This window comes from Sorangiineae bacterium MSr11367, from assembly GCA_037157805.1.
In the GTDB taxonomy this organism is placed as follows: Bacteria; Myxococcota_A; Polyangia; order Polyangiales; family Polyangiaceae; genus Pendulispora; species Pendulispora rubella.
In genome coordinates this window covers 5,932,878-5,952,697 of sequence record CP089983.1, presented here as the reverse complement: position 1 = coordinate 5,952,697, position 19,820 = coordinate 5,932,878, and the positions used below count along the sequence as shown (strand labels likewise).

General features: G+C 68.3%; 12 protein-coding genes. 7 read left to right on the top strand and 5 right to left on the bottom strand.

All coding sequences use genetic code 11. The annotated features are described in order from the left end of the window. Nucleotides 1–9: 9 nt before the first annotated feature. The 3 genes from LVJ94_22665 to LVJ94_22655 all read right to left on the bottom strand — a co-directional run bounded on the left by LVJ94_22665 (nucleotide 10) and on the right by LVJ94_22655 (nucleotide 3,374). Complete coding sequence (locus tag LVJ94_22665) at nucleotides 10–1,731, bottom strand: serine/threonine protein kinase (protein ID WXB10018.1); 1,722 nt, start codon at nucleotides 1,729–1,731, stop codon at nucleotides 10–12. A gap of 72 nt (nucleotides 1,732–1,803) precedes the next feature. Further along, entirely contained in the window at nucleotides 1,804–2,688 is an 885-nt protein-coding gene (locus LVJ94_22660) for a class I SAM-dependent methyltransferase (protein ID WXB10017.1), read from the bottom strand. Further along, on the bottom strand, nucleotides 2,685–3,374 hold the full coding sequence (locus LVJ94_22655; GenBank protein ID WXB10016.1) for a hypothetical protein: 690 nt from the start codon (nucleotides 3,372–3,374) through the stop codon (nucleotides 2,685–2,687). Before LVJ94_22655 ends, LVJ94_22660 begins: the two co-directional genes overlap by 4 nt. A 99-nt stretch (nucleotides 3,375–3,473) precedes the next feature. Here LVJ94_22655 and LVJ94_22650 point away from each other — a divergent pair, with 99 nt between their 5' ends. Then, complete coding sequence (locus LVJ94_22650) at nucleotides 3,474–4,289, top strand: M23 family metallopeptidase (GenBank protein ID WXB10015.1); 816 nt, start codon at nucleotides 3,474–3,476, stop codon at nucleotides 4,287–4,289. A 9-nt stretch (nucleotides 4,290–4,298) separates the two neighbouring features. Here LVJ94_22650 and LVJ94_22645 read toward each other — a convergent pair whose 3' ends face one another. Then, a complete protein-coding gene (locus tag LVJ94_22645) occupies nucleotides 4,299–5,216 on the bottom strand; it encodes a LysR substrate-binding domain-containing protein (GenBank protein ID WXB10014.1) in 918 nt (305 codons plus the stop codon). Between the two features lie 111 nt (nucleotides 5,217–5,327). Here LVJ94_22645 and dps point away from each other — a divergent pair, with 111 nt between their 5' ends. Beyond that, the gene (gene dps, locus LVJ94_22640; GenBank protein ID WXB10013.1) at nucleotides 5,328–5,804 is read left to right on the top strand and encodes a DNA starvation/stationary phase protection protein Dps; all 477 of its coding nucleotides are present in this window, start codon (nucleotides 5,328–5,330) and stop codon (nucleotides 5,802–5,804) included. A 36-nt stretch (nucleotides 5,805–5,840) separates the two neighbouring features. Here dps and LVJ94_22635 read toward each other — a convergent pair whose 3' ends face one another. Further along, nucleotides 5,841–6,524: a hypothetical protein gene (locus LVJ94_22635; protein WXB10012.1), complete on the bottom strand. Its 684-nt coding sequence runs from the start codon at nucleotides 6,522–6,524 to the stop codon at nucleotides 5,841–5,843. Between the two features lie 266 nt (nucleotides 6,525–6,790). On the opposite strand from LVJ94_22635, the gene LVJ94_22630 reads away from it, so the two are divergent. Genes LVJ94_22630 through LVJ94_22610 form a run of 5 tightly spaced genes read left to right on the top strand, consistent with a single transcriptional unit; the run spans nucleotide 6,791 to nucleotide 19,818 of the window. Next, a complete protein-coding gene (locus LVJ94_22630) occupies nucleotides 6,791–9,157 on the top strand; it encodes a zinc-ribbon domain-containing protein (GenBank protein WXB10011.1) in 2,367 nt (788 codons plus the stop codon). Between the two features lie 6 nt (nucleotides 9,158–9,163). Continuing rightward, a complete protein-coding gene (sppA, locus tag LVJ94_22625; GenBank protein WXB10010.1) occupies nucleotides 9,164–11,011 on the top strand; it encodes a signal peptide peptidase SppA in 1,848 nt (615 codons plus the stop codon). A 37-nt stretch (nucleotides 11,012–11,048) separates the two neighbouring features. Further along, nucleotides 11,049–17,375: a hypothetical protein gene (locus LVJ94_22620; GenBank protein ID WXB10009.1), complete on the top strand. Its 6,327-nt coding sequence runs from the start codon at nucleotides 11,049–11,051 to the stop codon at nucleotides 17,373–17,375. Further along, the gene (locus LVJ94_22615; protein ID WXB10008.1) at nucleotides 17,372–17,917 is read left to right on the top strand and encodes a hypothetical protein; all 546 of its coding nucleotides are present in this window, start codon (nucleotides 17,372–17,374) and stop codon (nucleotides 17,915–17,917) included. Before LVJ94_22620 ends, LVJ94_22615 begins: the two co-directional genes overlap by 4 nt. After that, nucleotides 17,914–19,818, top strand: a complete 1,905-nt coding sequence (locus tag LVJ94_22610; protein ID WXB10007.1) for a carboxypeptidase-like regulatory domain-containing protein — start codon at nucleotides 17,914–17,916, stop codon at nucleotides 19,816–19,818. Before LVJ94_22615 ends, LVJ94_22610 begins: the two co-directional genes overlap by 4 nt. Nucleotides 19,819–19,820 lie beyond the last annotated feature (2 nt).

Sequence of the window (19,820 nt, the reverse complement as noted above, 5' to 3'; positions counted from 1 at the left end):
CATATCGAACTACTCGAGGATGCCGTAGCGAGAGCTCGCACTCGGTGCGGGTGGCGGTGTGCTCTTGTTCGTCGACGCCGTGGTACTCGGGCCGTTCTGGTTCGACGATCCACGCGTTGGTCCGCGTCCGATCCCCGCCCGTGCCGGCGATGCGATCGGCGCAGCGAGGCGCGGATGCGCGCTGGCATCCGTGTCGTTCGCACCGGCAGACTCCACGGGGCTCGTGGAGCCAACGTAAGAAGCGGAGCTTGCGGAGCTAGCCGCGGAGACCGCGGGTTCCGGTAACACCGACGCGACAGGCGCGCTGGTGCCGGTCGTCTCGGCGGTGGGGACGGCCGGGCCGACGGCGTTCGTGGCCTTCGTGGCCGTATCGGCATTGCGGGCACGCACGAACATGACCACCACCAGGACGGCGAGGGTCAAAAGCGCAATGAGCCCCCCGATGAATCCTCGCGAGGTGCGGCGTCGATCGTGCGAGGCCGAAACACCGGCGATACCGAGGCTGTCGTCCGCGCTCCCGGCCATCGTCGGCACGGACACGCTGGCGAGTGAGACTTGCTGCACGCCGCTGGAACTCGCGGCCGCAGGGTTGGCGCTTTCGAGTGCGCGCGCCAGCTCGTTGGCCATCGCATCGGCGGTGGCCGGGCGATCGGCCGGGCTTTTCGCCAGCACGCGCATGACCGCCGCGTCGATCTCCGGCGGGATGCCCGCGTCGGGCGCAACTTCGCGCAGAGGACGCGGCGGCGTCTTGATATGGCGCGCCATCACGATGATGGCGTCATCGTCGGTGAAGGGCGGGCGCCCCGTGAGCATGTGATAGAGGAGGACGCCCAGCGAATAGAGATCGCTGCGCGCATCGAGTGGCTTGGCCTGTGCTTGTTCGGGGGACATGTACCGCGGCGTCCCGAACACCGTGCCAGCCTGCGTCTCGATGGCGTTGATGGGGCCCATGCCCTCGCCGAGCATCTTCGCGATGCCGAAGTCGACGACCTTGATGATCTCCGCATCGGAGGAGTCGCCGTGCATCACCTTCGCGTAAAAGAGGTTGTCCGGCTTGAGATCGCGGTGGACGATGCCCTTCGCGTGTGCCTCGGCGAGCGATCGCAAGGCTTGCTTCGCCGTGTCGAGCGCCAAGGGGATGGGCAGCCTCTTCAGACGCGTGAGGCGTTGTCCGAGCGATTCGCCCTCGAGCAGCTCCATCGCGAGGAAAAGCTCTCCGCTCGATGCCTGGCCGAAGTCGAACACGGTCACCGTGTGCGGCGACACCAAGGCGCTGTTGGCGCGGGCCTCGCGCAGAAAGCGAGCCTTGCTCGCCTCGTCCACGGCTCGGTCGCTGCGCAAAATCTTGATCGCGACGTCGCGTTCCATCCCGTGCTGGCGCGCGCGGTACACGGTGCCCATCGAGCCCGCGCCGAGGCGGGTGAGGAGCGTGAAGCGTCCGTCGAGCGTGCGGCCCACCATCGGATCGTTCTGCGCTTCGAGCCACGTGCGCGCCGAGATCAGCGGTGTGCGATCTTGCGGGCAATGCGAAGGAATCACATCCGTCTCGGGGAACGTCAGCCGGCACATCGGGCAGAGGTATCCCGTGACCGAGCGGAACGACGGCCCGGGCGACGCTGACTGCGGGTCAGGTGGAGCAGGCTGATGGGACGACGGCGGCACCTGAGTCCAATCGTCGCGCGGAGAAAGGCTGCGCGCAAGCTCGCTGGAATGGAGTTTGTTTGGGGTCACGCGGAATTATCCGAGGCTACTTGAGTGTGGGCAGGATCCCTTCTAACGAAAGGTGGGCGTGTATGGCATACGTTACGCACGTCGATATCCTGCCGCGCATCCTGCGATGACAGTGAGCTCGAAAAGATCTCCCCCGCTCCAATATTTATCGATGGCGCTTTGCGCATAACGCAGCGGCTTGTTGAGCGCGATTCCCAAGTTCTGTTCCAGCTCGGGAAGTACCAGCAGCCGCATGGCCGTGTCCGAAATGAGCGCCTGGCCGTTGGCGAAGGTGAGGGTGATCGTCTTGGTGGTCACCGTCACTTGCTCGAACCCCGCGCGTGAAAGCTCGTTCGCCAATCCCTCCGCACCGGGTCGGAGCGACGCCGCACCGGTGACCGCCGCCTCCACGTCGGGCGCATCGTGCTTGAGCGCGTACTCGCGCAGAAGATCGCCCAATTCGGTGAACGAACCCCGGAGGGGCACGGCGAGGACGACTTGTGCGGTGGGCCAAAGGATCCGTCGGTACTCGGCGAGCAGGCGTGCGCGATCGCCGACGCTCCCGCCGGGGTGCACGGTGATGCCGTGCGAAAACCAGCCGTCGGTGAACGGTGTCGGCAGGGAAGGGACGACGGTGTATTCGCCGTCGGGACCCGAAGGCGCACGCGCAATCGCATCGGCCGAAGGATCGGTGCCGTAGATGCGCGCCCCAGGAAGTACGCGCCGGATCCCTGCGTGGAGGAAGCCGGTCCGCGCGCACAGGTGAACGACGCGTGCCGGCTCGCTGGCCTGTGCGACGTCGGCGATGCGCGTGCGGGTGAACGACGGATGGTGCTCGAGGTGCTCGAGCGCGAGCTGCACGAAGGGGGCGAGGTACCCCGAGACGGCAGGGCTGTCGAACTCTGCGGCTTGTTCCGCGGACAGCCCTTGATCGATCCGACGAGGGCCAAGGCTCGGCGGGTCGATCGCCTCGGTCATCGTCCTTTGGGCTTTCCGCCGGACGAGGCCGGCCCGGCCATTTGCCGCAGGAGATCGCGTGCCTCGGATGCGAGTTCGCCGATGGTGATGCGGCCTTCCTCTCCCGTCTCGTCCTCGAGTTGGACGGTGCGGGTGTCCTTCGTGAGCGACGCGAGCATGCTCACGCTCGCCGGATCGCCGTATTCGACGAGAGCTTCCACGGCGGCGGCGGCAGCATCGGCATCCGGATGCGCGAGGAAGCGGCCGAGCAACTTGATGACGCCCGGCTCGGGCACCTCGGCCAAGAGATAGGGAAGTTCGGAAAGCGCGGGGTCGCCCGGCTTCATGCGCTCGAGCGCGCGTTCGACACCGAGGGCGACTTCTTTGAAGCGATCGTAGGCATGCTCTTGCAGGGCTTCGCCTGCCGCATGGCGAGGCTCGGGCTCGTCGCATCCGAGGATGCGGATGAGCAGGTCGACGGTCTGGGCCCCTTCGAGATCGCTCAGCAACTCCGCCGCGCGCGTGAGGCGGAGCTGGAGCTCGCTGCGATCCGAATTCGCCAGCGCGAAGGCTTCGTCGACGGCGGTCGCGATGCTGGTCACGAGGGCACCATGGTTCTGATCGAGCAGCGAAGCGTGCGTGCGACGGACGGCACGCTCGGCGTCGAAGAGCTCTGCAATGAGCTTTTCTATGTCACTTTTTTGCACGCTCCCCCATAACACAACGATGCGCGGGAATGCGAAGTTGTGCCGTACGGTTGCGCCACTCCCGATGCGAAGATTCTGGGCAATAACGTTAAGCTCGATATGAAATTTGCAGTAGGTGCTCTCTTCGTCGTGGTCACGACATCGCTTGGGGCTGCCGCCGGGCCGCTCTCTCCGCTGCGCATTCGAACGGTCGACGTGCCGCGTACGCCGGGTGAAGCGGTGGAGACGGCATGCGCGGAGGGGCTGCTCCCGGACGGCGAAGCCTGCGTCCATTTGCCCGCGGACGACGAGGCCGAGGACGCCGTCATCGCGACCAATGCCCACCGCGAACGCAGTGGCCGCTGGGCCATCTACGATCAGATCCCGCGGCGTCCCGATCGACCGGCCGACTACGAGCTGTATCGGTACCCTGTGGCTCCGGGGCTGGCGGGCGGAAGGACCGTGGTGAGCGGTTACGATTTGGATCGCCCGAACGAGTCGCAGCGGCGCGGTGCCACGTTGCGGGCGACGGGCCATGGCGGCGTCGATCTTCCGGGGCCGCGCGGAACGGAGATCAAGGTGGTGGCGCTCGAGCACCAGCAGGGCGACGCCGACGTGGTGTTCGTCGGGCAGCTCTTTGGCACCAGCGTGGTCACGCGGCACACGATTCGGGAGGCGGGCCAGTTGCGCGACTACGTCGTGCTCTACGGACACCTTGCTTCGGCCGCGCCCGGCCTCGTGGCCGGCACCACGGTGCATGAGGGCGATCTTCTCGGATTGATGGGGGACACCGGTTCGCCGGAGTTGGTGCACCTGCACCTGGAGGTGCGCCGCGTCCGCGATGGTCTCGACATCGCCACCAAAGCCGGCGGGCAGCTCATGGAGAGTGCGGTCAGCATCGTGTGCGATCCACGCAACGTGCTGCCCTTCAAATAGGCGTGAGGTTCAGCGCGCGCGTGTGACGGGGTATGCCTCGCGGAGCACCGCCGCGAGCTTGTGCAATGCCAGCGAGAGCGGCGAGCGTTTGCGCCAGACGAGCGCAATCGTGCGCGACGGGGCCGGATCGACGAAGGAACGAACGCGCAGGCGCGCGCGGTGCGTTTCGGTTGGGATGGAGAGGGCAGGGAGCAAGGTGACGCCGGAGCCGCCCGCCACCATCTGCACGAGCGTGGGCAGGCTGGTGGCGCGAAACTCGAGCTCGCGCGCGTTGGCTCGGGAGCAGAAATCGAGCGCTTGCTCGCGCATGCAATGGCCATCGTCGAGAAGGAGGACGCCGGCATCCCGCAGCTCCGCGCGGCCGGCCGGGGCCGATTTTTTGGCCAGCGGATGCTCCGGGGGCGCGACGAGGAAGAACGGGTCCTTCGCGATGACGTCGTGCTCCACCTCGCCGATGTCGGCCTCGAGGGCAAGGAGTGCGGCGTCCAAGTTGCCGCCGTTCAAGCTCTTCACGAGGACGTCGGTCTTGTCCTCGACCCACGCCACCGTGAGCCGCTCGAACTTGCGCCGCAGCCGCGGCGTGAGCCGTGGAAGCAGGTACGGCGAGACGGTGGGGATGACCCCGATGCGCAAGGTGCCGTCCAAAGGATCGGCCACGCGCTTGGCCGCCTCCACGAGATCGTCGGCCTCGAGCAGCACGCGGCGGGCGCGTTCGACCAGGGCCTGCCCGGCGGCGGTTGGCAAGACCCGCCGGCGATCGCGCTCGAAGAGCTGCACGCCGACGGCCTCCTCGAGTTGGGCGAGCTGGGCGCTGAGCGAGGGTTGCGACACATGGCAGTGCTCGGCGGCCCTACGGAAGGAGAGCTGGTCGGCCACGGCCACCACGTATTGAAGCTGGCGCAACGAAAATGGGTGCGGTGCCGTCATGATCCCGTCACGCGCAGTGTGATAGATACCGCCTATCACGTCCATCGAAACCATGTGTTTGGGGAATCGACGGATCGAACGCATCTTGGCCAACGAGATAGAGAGGACCCCATGTACAAGAGCCCCAGTCACCTGCCCGAAGATGCCCGCGTCAAGATCGTCGAGACGCTCAACGCGCGCCTGGCCGATGGCCTCGACTTGCATAGCCAGATCAAGGTCGCGCACTGGAACATCAAGGGGCCGCAGTTCGCAGCCTTGCACCCGCTGTTCGAGACGTTTGCCGTGGGCTTGGCCAACTTCAACGACGGCGTCGCCGAGCGCGCCGTCACCTTGGGCGGCCGCGCCTATGGGACCGTGCGCCACGTGTCCAAGGCGTCACGCCTGCCGGAGTACCCCCAGGACACGACGCGCGATCTGGAGCACGTGCGCCTTCTGGCCGAGCGCTTCGAGACGTTTCTCGACGGCGTCCGCGAGTCACGCACCGTGGGCGAGAAGCTCGGCGATACGGACACCGTCGATCTGCTCACGCAGGTCGTGACGGAATTCGAGAAGCACGCGTGGTTCTTGCGTGCTTCTCTCGAGGGCTAGCCGCGCGTCAGCCGGCCATTTTCTCGCAAGCCGTTGTTACTTGCAGTAGCCGTCGATGCAGAGCGTCGGGCTGCTGCAAGGACGCTTGGCGTCGCACTCGTTGCCGATGTCCGTCTCCGACCCGCAGACGTTGTACGACCCGTTGGCCGCGGTGACGGGCCGGCAGACGGTCAACTTGTAGATTTCCCCGCCTTTGCAAGCGTCGGCGCCGGCGTCCGGTGAGCAGGTGATGTAGCAGTTGTGGTGCAAACAGATGCTGCCGGTGGCGCAGATGTCCTGCGTGCCATCCCCGGTGCACTGGGCCGGGCCTGCGTCCGTGGGAGGACCCGCATCCGGGTAGATGCACTGGAGTTTCCCGCCGGAAAGCTTGCAGGTGCCGCCGTTGGGGCAGCCATTCGTGGAGCAATCGCCATTATGGCACTGGCGGTCCGAACCGCAGACCTGGCCGTAGGGACAATTGGCGTCGCTCGAGCAGCTCTTCCCGCCGCCGACGCAATAGTTGTTCTGGCAGCTGTACCCTGAGGGGCAGTCGTAGCTGGACCCGCATTGGTAGGGCACGCACTCATTGGAGTAGTACGAGTTGGGGCAATCGTAGCAGTCGCCGCCGCCGGTGCAGACGCGGTGCCCGCTATCCCCGTCGTAAATGGGACAGCCGCTCAAGACGGCGGCCGTCGTGAGCCCGAGGGCTGCCGGAATGAGAAGACCGAACCATCGCTTCATGAAAGGAGCCCTCACGTTGAACGTCGGCCGCATGCCCAGCCAAGCATAGCAACGCGTGTGCCCCCCACAAGCACCTGTGGAAACTCGTGAATTACGCCAAAAGACAAAGGAAGCCGCGCGGGTGTGCACTCTCGTTCACGCGGCATGTGGAACACGCGTCATGCCGGGGATTAGGGGTGAGGGATTCGGGGTAAGGGATTAGGGTCCAATTGAGATAGGAATCGTTTCTGATCCCAACCCCTAACCCCTGATCCCTCCCTTCGACCATGTACGTCCAGTGCGAGCGCTGCCAGACCGAGTACGATTTCGACGACGCGCTCGTCAGCGAGAGGGGGACGACCGTCAAATGCACGAGCTGCGGGCACCAGTTTCGCGTGCGGCGCAGCATGGGGGCGCCTGAAGAAGATCGATGGGTCATCTCGACGGCGCAGGGCAGCACCCTTATTTTTACGTCGCTTCGTGAATTGCAGCGCGCCATCTCGGGAAACGCCGTGGGGCGCGACGATGTGCTCGCGCGGGGCAGTGCTCCGCCGCGACAGCTTGGCGCCATTGCGGAGCTGGAGCCGTTCTTTCACGGGAGGGAGCCCGAACGCCGGGTCACCGCGCCGATCGAGACCGCCGACGCGGGGCCGCTGGCAGCTGCGGACGAGGCTCATCTGCCCGTCGTCAGCGGGGTTCCACGCGGGACGTTGGCCGGTACCGGTCGCGCCGGAGAGGACCACTTCGACCCGCCGACCTTGCCCCCGACCGAGGCCCCCAACCCACCGCTGCCCCCGGAAGCAGGCGCGCGCGCGTCGGCTGCGGTCGAACCAACCGGCCCCGGTCGGGCCGTCTGGAAGTCGACCCGCATCGGCGTCGGTTCGGGTCACCGATCCACGACGCAAGTGGGAATCGGGCAGGTCGGGATGGGTCAAATTGGCATGGCGTCGCCGGAAGCTGGCCAGGTTGACAACGCGGCGCAGGAGCCGCGGCCAGGGGCGGTGACCACCCAGGGCGTCGGGCCGGAAGGGGCGCTCGCGCCTACGGTGCGCGTTCCGGCCGTGACCAACGAGCTTGCGGCGTCGCCCAGCGCGTCGCCGTCGCCGGTGCCGCCCGCGTACGGGACGTACGACTCGCGCGCCGGCAGGAGCGGCCCCGCGAGCGGGGCCTGGGGCGAGCGGCCGATCGATCCGGCGCAGAAGATGCCCGAGAGGCGCTTTCCGACGCCCACGCCGTCGCTCGAGGGCTCCCTTCCTCCGCCCACGGCGCCGGTGCGGCGCGCAGAGTCGCTGGACGAGGAGGATTTCAGCGATGGAAGGCGCCGTCGCAGCCGCACGCCGCTGTCCGCGATGGTCGAGCCGCTGCCGCGCCGCAACCGCGCGGCGCGATGGTTCGTGGCCATCGTCATGCTGTTTGGCGTCGGTGCGATAGCGGCCGTCTTCGGGCGGCCATACCTGGATCGGATCAGCAAGTCGATCGCGCTGCCGGAGGCCGAGCCTGCGCCGGATCCTCGCCTGGGCACGTACCTCAAACAGGGCGAGACGGCGCTCGATCAAGGCAACCTCGATCAAGCGAAGGACAACTTCGACAAGGCGAGTGCCCTCGCCGACAAAGATCCGCGGGTGCTTATCGACGTGGCGCGCCTCGCAGCGGTGCGTGCGGACGTTCCCTGGCTGCGTCAGCGGCTTTTGCCCGACGATCCGCGGGCCGAGAACGAGGCCCGGGCGAACAAGACCGAGCTCGATGCCCTGGTGAACGCCGCGCTCAAGTCCGCCGATGCGGCCATGGCGGCGGCACCGAACGAGATGGCGGCCAAGAAGGTGAAGGTCGACGCCCTGCGCCTGGCCGGCGAGAAAGAATCGGCGCGCGCCTTGGTGGGAAGCGCCTCCCTCAATGCGTCGCAGCCCGATGCGGCGTACACCCTGGCGGCGCTCGATCTGTCCGAGCAAGATCCGCCGTTTGCCATCGTCATCGAGCGCTTGCGTACCGCGGCGGGCGGGGAGGGAACCCTGGGCCGTGCCCGCGCGGCGCTCGTCTATGCGCTTGCGCGCTCGGGTGACGCTGCGCTGTCCAAGCAGGAACTCGATCGCCTGGCGGCGCTTCCGCGTCCGCACCCGCTTCTCGCGTCGTTGCGTGCGTACGTCGAACGCGGCGGGACGGGCGTGGATGCAGGGGCGGCGGCGTCCGCGGCTCAGGACGCCGGCGCGGCATCCGCGGCATCCAGTGTGTCGGCCGCGCCGAAGGGCAAGGGGGCGGCGCATGCGGCTGCGCCCCCGCCGGCGCCGAACGAGTTGCAACAGGCCGACAGCGCGAAGAACCACAACGACCTGCCGCGTGCCAAGGCTCTGTACCAAGGCGTGCTGGCGAAGAATCCGCACAACGTGGAGGCGCTGACCGGCATGGGCGACGTGGCGCGCGGCCAGCGTGATTTGCAGGGCGCGCAGGGCTACTACAAGCGCGCGATCGCCGACAATTCGGCCTACATGCCCGCGCTGGTCGGCCTCGGCGACGTGCAATGGGAAATGGGGGATCGTGCTGGCGCCACCCGGACCTACAAGGATATCGTCGAGCGGATGCCGGAAGGAACGTACCCGCACCGGGTCAAGCAGCGCGTCGAAAGCACCTCCGGGCCATCGCCATCTCCCGAGCAATAAGCCATCATGAGCGGAAAATTCGCGCGATATACGGGCCTGGCCGCGCTGGCGGCGACGCTGGCGGTGGGCTGCAAAGGACGCACGCCGTCGGCTTCAGGCTCGGGTGCGCCCGCCCGCGAGCCGCGCACCGGTCCGGCGCTCGCCCTTCTCGATTTGAGCCATGGCGTGCCGGAGCAGAGCACGGGCAGCGCATGGGGCCTCGGGCCGCGCAAGCATAGCTTCGACGAAGTGCTGCGCTCTGCGGAGCGGGCCCGCAAGGACGCGGACATCAAGGGTGTGCTCGTGCGCTTCGGCGCCGTCAGCATGGGAAATGCGCGCGCCGAGGAACTCGGCGAGGCCCTCGAAAAGGTGCGCAAGGACAAGGCCGTCTACTGCCACGGCGACGGTTACTCGAACCAGACGATGTTCGCGGCGGCCCGGGGCTGCACGAAGATTTTCGTCTCGCCCGCCGGTGAGGTGGAGACCGTGGGCATCGCCGCGCAAGTCGTCTACATGCGCAAGCTGCTTGCCGACGAGCTCCATCTGACCATCGATTTCCTGCAGGTCGGCAAATTCAAAGGCGCCGAGGAGCCGCTCACCCGCGACGGGCCGAGCCCGGAGGCGCGCGCCTCGTTGGAGTCGGTGCTGGCGGACATCCGTGCGAGCTGGCTCGGGGCCATCGGCCAAGGGCTCACGCGCGATGGACAAGCGAAGCCCAACGTGGCGGCATCGGCCGAAGATGGGCCATTTTCGCCCAACAAGGCCAAGGAACGCGGACTGGTCGACGAGGTGGGCTACGTGGACGACGCCCGCGACGCCGCGAAAAAGGCCACGGGCGCTGTTCGCGAGGAGCTCCGCTTCGGTCCCGGCGCGAGCGACGATGGGGAGGCGAGCCTCTCGGGCCTGGTGCGTGCACTCGGCAGCGACAGCGTGACCAGCGCACCCATCGCCTTGGTGCGCGCGACGGGAAGCATCTCCATGGCGCCGAGCGGCGGGCTTTTGGGCGGCCAAGAGGGGATCACCGAGAAAGAGCTCGGGAAGATCGTCACCCGCCTGGAGAAGAACGATGCAGTGAAGGCCGTGGTGCTGCGCATCGACTCGCCCGGCGGCAGCGCGCTGGCGAGCGATCTGCTCTGGCACCGGTTGATGCGGGTGCGGGCGAAAAAGCCCATCGTGGTGAGCGTGGGCGACATGGCCGCGAGCGGCGGGTACTACCTGGCGTCGACCGCGAACGTCATCTTTGCGGATGCCACGAGCATCGTCGGGTCGATCGGTGTGGTCGGCGGCAAGATTGCCATCGGCGGCGCCCTGGAAAAGGTGGGCGTGCACGCCGAGACGTTTCCGGCCAAGCCGGGCGACACCCAGGCCGCGACCCGGGCGGCGTACAACTCGCCGTTCATGGCGTGGGACGAGCCCACGCGGGCGCGCGTGCTGGAGTCGATGACCGGCGTCTACGACCTGTTTTTGGCGCGGGTGGCCGAGGGGCGGAAGATCCCGGTGGAGAAGGTCGCCGTTTCGGCCGAGGGCCGCATTTTCAGCGGGCGCGAAGGCAAGAACCGCGGGCTGGTGGACGAAATCGGCGGCCTCGACGCGGCCATTGCCAAGGCGCGTGAGCTGGCGAAGCTCGACGGCGACGCGGCCGTGGCGGTGGTGGAGAATTCGCCCCGGGTGCTCGAGGCGCTGGGCGGCGGCGGTGGTGCGGATGAGGGCGGCGAAGAGAGCCGCGCGCAAAGGGTGACGGCGGTGAAGGCGGCGGCCAAGTCGGTGCTGGACCAGGTGGCGCCGGACATGGTGCCCTTCGTGTCGGCCCTTGCCCCGCTGACGGGCGAGGAGCACCAGGCTGCCGCCATGCCGTACGTGCTCGTGGTCAAATGATAGCGAGAATCTAGGCCACATTCGCTACCATGGCGATGTGGACAAGCTCGACAACGCCATGGCTCGCGCGACATTGCCGCCGCCCGAGTGGACCGTGCCTGCCGAGGCAACGCGAAAGCGCAACTCCACGGCCCCGCCGCCCGCTCCGCAGCGCCGCACCGGCGAGCGCGCGGAGGAAGCGAGCTTGCGCGCGCGGTTGTCCGAGGCACGTCAGTTCGAGGACGCCATCGCCGAGGCTTCGGCCGCGGTGGAGCTCGCGCGCTGGCTGGCGCGGCGCGACCGCGATCTCGACGAGGCGGCCCAGTTTGCGCTGCGCGCGCTGCGGGTCGCGGAAGACCCGGAGTTGCGCCGCGAGCTGGCATCCTGGCTCGAGAGCCTGGGCGAGGCGGGGCTGGCCGCTGCGGTGCTGCGCGCCGCCATCGACGAGGGGGAGGTGCCCTCCACCGAGGCCGACGAGGCGGAGATGGCGGCGGCGCTGGTGCGCGTCGGCGTGCTGCATGCGCGCGCGGGCGATCCGGGGGGCGCGAGCGAGGCCTTCGAAGATGCGGCCCGCGTCGACAAGAAGAGCGGGCTGTCGCTGGAACTGCGCGGCACCTTGGCCTCGTGGGCATCCGATGTGGTGAGCCCCGCCATCGCGGCGCAGTCCTACGTGGACGCGGCCGCGCGGCGCAAGGCCTTGGGCGAAGACGCTCTGGAGGACACGTTGCGTGCCTTCGAGGCGGATCCGGCGAGCGACACGGCGGCGTCCGCGCTGGCGGAGGCCCTTGCCGAGAAGGGCAAGCCGCTGGCGGGCGACGCGATCTGGCGCGAGCATGCGCGCGCCCTGCCAGACAGCGCGCAGGCGCGTGCGGTCCACACGCGAAGGCGCAAAGATGCGCTGGCGCGGGGCGAGGTGGCGGTCGCGCTCGGGGCGGCCTTCGACGAAGGTATCGACGTGGGCTACCTCGGGGAGTCGGCGTCGGAGTTCGACGAGTTGCTCCTGCGCGCGGGGTTGTTCGAGATGCTCGCGGTGCGGGTGGAGGCTCGGGCGCAGGCGGAGGACGACGTCGAGGTCTGCGCGCGGCATTACGAGGAGCTCGCGCACCTTGCCGCGGGGCGCCTCGACGATCCGGAGCATGCGGCGGAGGCCTATGCCGAGCTTTACGTGCTCGATGCGAACTCGCACGAGGCGCATGAAGCGCTGCGCACGCACGCGCTCCGTTTCGCGATCGAGCCGATGCTGGAGGCCATCCAGGCCGCGGATGCTCGAGCGGTGCGGGAGGAATTGCGCAAGACCATGGTCGATTCCCCGCGTCGCCATGCGCGGCTCGATTGGGTCAAGTCCGTGGTGGAGCGCTCGGGCGCCACCGATGTGCACGAGCTCGAGCGGCTCGCCACGGACGCCGCGCCCGCCGTGCGCGCGGTGTTGTTCGCGGTGGCGTCGGAGCGGTGCCTCGCGGCGGGCGATGCGGCGGCGGCACGGGCGCACGCCGAGCAAGCGTGCCATGCCGATCCGGCGTCACCTCGCGCCGTTTGGGCGATGGCGGAGGCCTGCATTTCCGGAGAGGATCGCACCAGTGCCTCGGCCCTCGAGCGCGCGGTCAAGGTGGTGTGCCCGCGCGGGCACTTCTGCAGGGCACTGGCGGAGGCGCTCGAGAAGCTCGACGAGACCGGGTACGCGGTGGCGTGGACGCAGCAGTACGTTGCCTTGCGCCCGGGTGATCGCGATGCCACGCAATGGCTCATCGAGCGGGTGGTGCGCGCGAAGGAGGCGGCGCGCTTGGGGGACGCACTGTCCTGGGTTCTCTCGCAGCCGCAGCCCGCGGGGCCGCTGGCCGATCTCGTGGGGCAGGGGATCCGCGAGCTCTCGCACCTCGACTCGGCGCGTGCGGTGGTGGTGGCGCGGCGCGCGCTCGACGTGTTCGGCCCGCGCAAAGCGCAGCTGCGAGCGGCCTTGCTCGATGCGGCGGAGCGCGCGGGGGACGACCATCTCGCGGGCACCATCATCGAGCGATGGATCGCCTCGGGCGCGACCGCGGAGGAACGGCGCGAGCTGTTCGTCGCCCTGTCCGAGCGGCGCATGGCCACGGGCGATCTCGACGGCGAAGCGCGGGCCATCGTGCGGGCGCTTCGCCTGGGTGCTTTGCCGGGGCCTCTTGCGGAGCGCATCCAGGCGTTGAGCGAGGCGGCGCTCTCGGAGGACGGCAGCCTCGCATGGCTGGAGGCGCGTGCACGGCTGTTGAGCGAGGAGGAGGACCCCGGCGCTGCATCGGCCGCGTGGCGGGAGCTGGGGGCGGCACTCTGGGATCTCGCGGGCGATCGCCATGGGGCGGTCGACGCATGGGTGCGCGCGGCGAAGACGGCCCCATACCGAGGCTATTTCACGTTGGCGACGGACATGGCGCGCTACGCCGACCCGCAGTTCGCCTTCGATTGCCTTTGCGAGCTGATGGATCACGAGACCGATCGCGCAACCTCGGGCGCCATCGCGGCGGAGGCTGCGCGCGCCGCGCTGGCGGTGGACGAGGCGAGCCGCGGGTTCGAGTTGGCCATCGTCGCGCTGGACCGCGATCCAGAGCACACCGAGGCGCTGGAGATCGCCGAGGAGTGCGCGATCAAGAGCGACCGCATCGTGGAGATGTCCGATCTGTACGATGCGATGGGCGATCGGGCCCTGGGCCGATTCGGGCGGCGCGCGGCGCACTACCGAGGGGCGCGCTTTTTCGAGCACCACGGCGATCCCGCGCGGGCCTTGAAGCACGCCGGGGACGCGTTCGTCGCGGTGCCGTCGGAAGGTGCCGCCTTGGTGCTTTTGGAGCGCGTGGCCGATCGGGCGAACAATCGCCTCTTCGCGGTGCGTACCCTGGAATACGTGGCGGAGCTCTCTCCGAGCGCGGCGGCCCAGGCCGGGTGGCTCCTGCGGGCAGCGGCGCTGACCGACGCCGACGACGCGGGGTTGCAGCAAAGGGTCGACTGCTTGCTCCGGGCCGCGCGTCTCGCGCCCGGTGCGGGAACGCTGGCCTTGCTCGCCGACGCGGCGCAGGGACTTCTGCGCGTGGCGCCGGGCCAACACGATGCGCTGGCGGTGGGCGTCCAGGAGGCCGTGCAGGCGCTCACCGCGAAGCTCGATGGGCCCGATGGAGCGCGCACCGCGCTGGCGCTGGCCCACCTGATGTTGCAGCTTTTTCACGACGCGCGGGGTGCGCTGGGCGCGATATCGAGCGCATTCGACACCAACGCGGACATCGACGAGTACGCGTCTTTGGTCGCCTTCGCGGGCGAGCTCGCGAGCTCGCCGGCCGTCGTGGCCTTCATGGATGCCGCGCTCGCCGTGCTCGAGCAGCCGTATTCCCACGTGGGGGTGGCGGCGTTGAAGCTTCTCGCCGCCATCGCGCACCACCGCGGTGAAGGCGACTTGCGCGATCGCCTCACATTGCGCGCGGCGCTGCGCGAGCCGGAGGACCCTCAATTGGTGCGTGCGGCCGACGATGCCGCGCAGCGCCTGGGGGATGCGGAGCTGTCGCAGCGCTTCGATCAAACGGTGCCCCCGGGTGAACGCGGCGAGGTGTTTCGCGCGTACGCGCGTGAACGGGCCATCGCCGGGGAGTATGACGAGGCCATCGACGCGATGGAGCGCGCGCGCATTCTCTTCGGACCGGAGGAGCGTTCGGCCGTCGAGTCGGAGATCCGCGCGCTCTACGGGTCGGCGGGGCGCGCGTCCGATCTGGAGCGGCGCACCTTGGCGCGGGCCGAGGATGAGTCCTTTCAACCGCGCGATCGCGCCGATCGCTACGCCGAAGTGGCGCAGCGCTGCGAAGAGCGCGGGGAGCTGGGCAGCTCGGCCTCGCTGCTTCGCAAGGCCGCCGAGTTGGATCCCGCGCCGCTCGCCCGATGGAGCGCGCTCGAGCGTGCCGCGGAGATGGCCCGCCGGAACGACGTGCGCATTTTGGCGCTGCGCGAAATCGAAAAGCGTGTCGACGCCGATGCGCGTCCCGCCGTGCTGCGGCGCCTCGCGCGTGCGCTGGAGGACGCGGCGCAGGTGGACGAGGCCATCACGGTCCTCGAGCAGGTGCTCGACGCGAACCCGGACGACGAGACCTCGGATCAGACCGTGGAGTCGATGATCGTCGCCGCGGGCGACTACGAGCGGCTCGCCGAGCACCTCGCCGGACGCATCACGCGGCTCGCGCCGAAGACCGAGCGGCGCGACTCGCTCCGGGCGGTGCGGCTCCGGCGCGTGGCCATCCTCGAGCAGCGACTGGGGCGGGTCGACGAAGCGTGCACCGAGCTGGAGGAGCTTCTGCGCGAGTGGCCCGAGAACGACGGTGCGCTGCGCTACTTGGCCGATCTCTACGAGCGCACGGGGCAGACCCATCGCGCGGCGCCGCTGTGGAAGCACCTGTCGGCGCTGGCCAACGGTGCGGAGACGCAAGCGGAACTCGAACTGCGCGCCGTCACGGCGACGCGCGACGCGGGCGACCTTCGCGGGGCGCTGTTGCTGGTGAATCAGCTGCTCGAGCGCGAGCCGCTCTTGATCGAGGCGATGGTGCTTCGCGTGGACCTGGCGCGCGCGCTGGAGGACGACCACGAGCTGGGCGCCGCGCTGGAGGCGGCGGCCCTCTATGGTGGCGCAGACGATGCGACGCGCGCCGATCTGTGGGTCGACGCGGCGCAGGCCGCGGCGCGTGTGGGCGATGGAACGCGCTCGCTCGAGCGGGCGCGCAAGGCGGCCGACGCGGCCCCGCACCGGGCGGCAACGCAGCTTTTCGCGCGCGGGCTGGAGTACCGGCTGCGAGGCGCCGGCTCGGAATACGAGGCACGCACCACCTTGGCGGAACTCGGCAAGGTCGACGAGGAGCTCGAGCCGGAGGACGTGGCGCTGTCGACGTTCCTCGCGGTGGAGGCGCTCGCGGCGTTGGGCCGCGTGGACGAGGCGGCGCTGCGGCTCGCCCAGGCCTACGCGGAGGTGGGCGCGCAGCCGCTCCTCGCACTGGCCTTGGCCGAGCGCTGCATGCTCACGTCGGACTTCACGGGGGCGCTCTCCTATTACGAGGCGGCGCTGGAGGGGAACCTTCTCGGTTTCCGTTCGCGCGGCACGGTGGCTCTGGCGGCAGCCTCGGCGGCCCTTCGCGCGGATCGGGTCGATGCGGCCTTGGTGCACCTGGACGAGGCGGCGTTTCATCCCGAATCGCGCTTCGAGGCGCTGAAAAAGACGGCGCAGGTGGCCGCCGCGCGCGGCGATCTTTCGCGGGCGCGCACGGTGTTGCGCGAGCTGGTTCGTGCGACCAGCGGTGAGGAGCGCACGGTGACGTTGGCGCAGCTCGGACGGTTGCTCCTCACGTCGACGAGCGAGGACGACTTCGTCGAGGGCGAACAGGTCTTCGTCGAGGCCATGGCGGCGGCGCCGGAGGGGAGCGTGCTCTCGGCGCAGCTTTCCGCGGAGCTCGAGGCGTTGCGCGAGCGTCGTTCGTCGTTGCCCGTGGCGCCCGAGGAGACGTCGACCGCCGAAATCGAGCGCGTGCTCGCCGCACTCGATCCGGAGGCGGTTCCGCGAGAGCCTCCTCCGCTCGCCGCGCAACGGGAGCAGCCGGGCATGCTGGCGCTTTTGGCGAAGGTGGGGCATCCCGCCGTTCTCGAGGTGCTTTGGCTCTTGTGGGAGAGCGCGCCGGAGATTTTCCTTCGCGAGTCGACGAGTCCACCGGGCATCCGAATCGGGAAGGGCACCTCGGAGCCGCTGGTGCACCTGTTTCATCTTTTGCACACGGCGACGCGGCTTCTGGCGCTGCCGAAGCTCGCGCTCTACGCGCACCCGCGTCCAGGGACGACGTCGGTGACGTCGAGCGTGTACATCGCATCGCCGCCCGCCATCGTGCTTTCGGGCGATCTGCGCTCCGACACACCCGAGCTGCGCTACGCCCTGGGCCAAGGCATCGCGTGCGCCCTGCCGCAGAACGTGCTCGTCGCCTCGCTGTCCGAGGCGGAGGGGTCGCTGATGTGGCGCGCGATGCTGGGCGCCTTCGGCCCCCCCGAGTACGGCCGCCAACTGGACCCCAAGAGCGGCCGCCTGGCCGAGTCCTTCTGGCACACCGTTCCCCCGCGCACCCAGCGTCGCATGCAGGAGCTCCTCAACGCCGCGCCGCGAACGAGCTACGACGACGTCGTCGCCATGGTCCGCCAGAGCGCTCGCCGCGTCGGCCTCTTTCTCGCGGGCGACTTCGCCGTGGTCGCCGAGTCGTTCCTCCGCGAGCGCGCCATGGACCTGGAAAGCGCCCGCGCCTGGGGCGGCGTCGAGCGCTTGTGCGCGCAGTTCCCCGAGCTGGAGAACCTCGTCGAGCTTGCAGCCTCCACCGAGTACGCGGCGGCCCGCCTGAAAGGGGAGTCGTGAGGCGCAAGGTCGCTGCGGTGGCGTTGGTCACGGGCTTACTTGCCGCGTGCATCATTGCGGATCCGTTACCCGAGCAACGGAGTTTGCCGACGCGAGTGCCCTCGATCATATTGACCACCCCCGACGTATCGCGCCCCTTGCTCGAGGCACCGGATGGCGGCTTCAACGTGACCCTCCGGCTGTACAATCCGGCGGCGGGCTACCGGTGGCGTGTGTTCGTCGACTACGACGATGGCGTGAATCCGAATCCTGTCCCCGGGTTGAACATTTCCGAACCGGGGAGTTCGGACTTGCCGGACGTGCAAACTGTCACCTTCTCGTTGTCGAGGGCCGCCATGGACCCCGAGCGTTGCCACGTCATCGAGTTCGTGGTCGCACTGGTTTTTGGTGCGTTTCCCCACAACGGCGATCCGGGAGCCGATTCGGTATCGTGGCGCTACGTACCCGGTGGGGACTATTCGAAGTGTGCGCAATACGATGCCAGCGTCCCGGACGCGCGACCACTCGATGCCGGGATGGACGGCTCGGACGCTTCGCCATGAAGCCGCGGATCTTCGGCCGCCTCCTTGTCGGCATTCCCTTGCTCGTCGTCGCAGCGCATTGCAAGGAGCTGCCGCTCGAGTCTTCGCTCGCGCCGAGAAACGATTGCTCGGAGCACCCATGCCAAGGCTACCAGCAAGAAGGCGTACCGGTTTGTGACCGCGTCGGCCAGTTCTGCAAGCTGAACTCGACCTTGGACTTCACGCTGCTGATCTCCACGGCCGCCGGCTCTCCGGCGTACTCGATGCCCGCGACCGCGGTGATGAAATCCTCCGATTTGGAGGCAGTCGTCGCGCCCCAGATCTGTCCGGATGGGGTGCAGTGTGCGTACATTCCAAGTTTGGTAAGCGCGCTGGGGTGGTACCAGTTCGATCCCGCGGCGCAAAATACGTTAGGGCGCAATTTGGGCAACCCGGCCTTTACCACCATCTCGCAGCATACGACGTGGTATCCGCTCGCTTACGACAAGCCTTCAACACCACCGAAGGACCCGGTCGATACGCCATTGTCCACGGACTTCGGCATACCAGCGTTGCCCGTGTTCACCCCCATGCTTGTTCCAATTCCGCCCAGGTCGATCGAGTCCCTGGAGGACAGGGACAAACCCGGACCTGGCCCGTTTGGGAGTCCCAGCATCGGATGGGCCGTTTCTCTTCCCGCGGGGCGCTATTTGCGCGTGATTTCGCCCGATCCGCCGTTCGATCAAGTGTTCCCGCCGCACGAGCAGGTGATCGATTTCGTGGGGGCTGCATTTCAGAGGGTAAACATCACAAGCAACGAGTTGGACACGGATCCCCGCACGTTCCGGATCTCTCCCGACTCCTCGTCCGGACCGCCGCAGGATCTTACGGGTTGGACGGCCGTTCTGCAGAACAGCGTGCGGCATCGCAACATCTCACGCATGGCCACGCTTCTTCATTCGGGGATGAACGAGGTGACTCTCTACACGGTTGGTCATCCCAGTCTGCAGAACGTTTCGGCGGAGCTCGTGGTGGCGCCCCCGCCCACCGTGCTGGGGGTGCCGTCGCTCATCGTCCCGGCGTTGCCGATCATTTCGAGGCAGCCGCCTTATCCTTTCGTTCCGCCGCCAGCCAACGTGACGGGCCAGGTGGTGGGACCCGACGGCGCGCCCGTGCGGGCCACGATGGTCTTTCGAAGCGTGGACAAGCCAGGGGCGCTCGTGTCACGGCCTTCGAACGTGCTCCTTCGTTACGCTACGACGATTCAAACCGACCCTTTCGGCACGTTTCAGGTCCCGCTTCCCTTGGGGCAGTACAATGTGGCGATTTTTCCGGACCCCTCCACCCCTGAGGCTGTGCCGCTGGCGCTTTGGGTCGGGACCATGACGGTGGACGGTTCGGGGCCGAAGTCGTTCCCCGTGGTGCGCCAGACCGAGGTGCGTGGAGCCGTCGTCCTTGCCGATGGTATCGCCGTTGCGGAAGCCAGTGTGGAAGCCAAGGCTGCGGTCACTCCGTCCAATCCGGGGCCCTTTGCGCAAGCGATGCGCAGCGTGCGGACGACTACGGATGCGACGGGAGCATTCTCGCTCCAGCTCGATCCGGGCGATTACGATATTGTCGTCCGACCTAGGGTTGGAACGCGATTTCCATGGGTGGTCTCGACATCGCACAAGATAGCTGACACGCCAGTCACCTTGGACCGCCTCGTGGTACCCGCGCCCATTGCCGTTTCGGTCACGCTCGTCTCGCGAGCACGCAACATCCAACCCGAGGATCTCGTGCGCGGGGCCCTGGTCAGAGCGTTTGCCGTGCCCAAATGCCCCGTTGGGCAGTCGTGTGGGAACCGAGCGGTGGAAATTGGCCAGGCTGTTACGGATGCGAACGGCAAGCTGGAACTCTTTCTGACCGAACCACGAAATGTTTCTGCCAAGCCGCCGAACTGAAA

Bases quoted from the DNA above. Each gene is read 5' to 3' on its own strand.
- LVJ94_22660 (WXB10017.1), bottom strand. From the start codon at position 2,688: ATGACCGAGGCGATCGACCCGCCGAGCCTTGGCCCTCGTCGGATCGAT.
- LVJ94_22650 (WXB10015.1), top strand. From the start codon at position 3,474: ATGAAATTTGCAGTAGGTGCTCTCTTCGTCGTGGTCACGACATCGCTT.
- LVJ94_22635 (WXB10012.1), bottom strand. From the start codon at position 6,524: ATGAAGCGATGGTTCGGTCTTCTCATTCCGGCAGCCCTCGGGCTCACG.
- LVJ94_22610 (WXB10007.1), top strand. From the start codon at position 17,914: ATGAAGCCGCGGATCTTCGGCCGCCTCCTTGTCGGCATTCCCTTGCTC.
- LVJ94_22645 (WXB10014.1), bottom strand. From the start codon at position 5,216: ATGACGGCACCGCACCCATTTTCGTTGCGCCAGCTTCAATACGTGGTG.
- dps (WXB10013.1), top strand. From the start codon at position 5,328: ATGTACAAGAGCCCCAGTCACCTGCCCGAAGATGCCCGCGTCAAGATC.
- sppA (WXB10010.1), top strand. From the start codon at position 9,164: ATGAGCGGAAAATTCGCGCGATATACGGGCCTGGCCGCGCTGGCGGCG.
- LVJ94_22630 (WXB10011.1), top strand. From the start codon at position 6,791: ATGTACGTCCAGTGCGAGCGCTGCCAGACCGAGTACGATTTCGACGAC.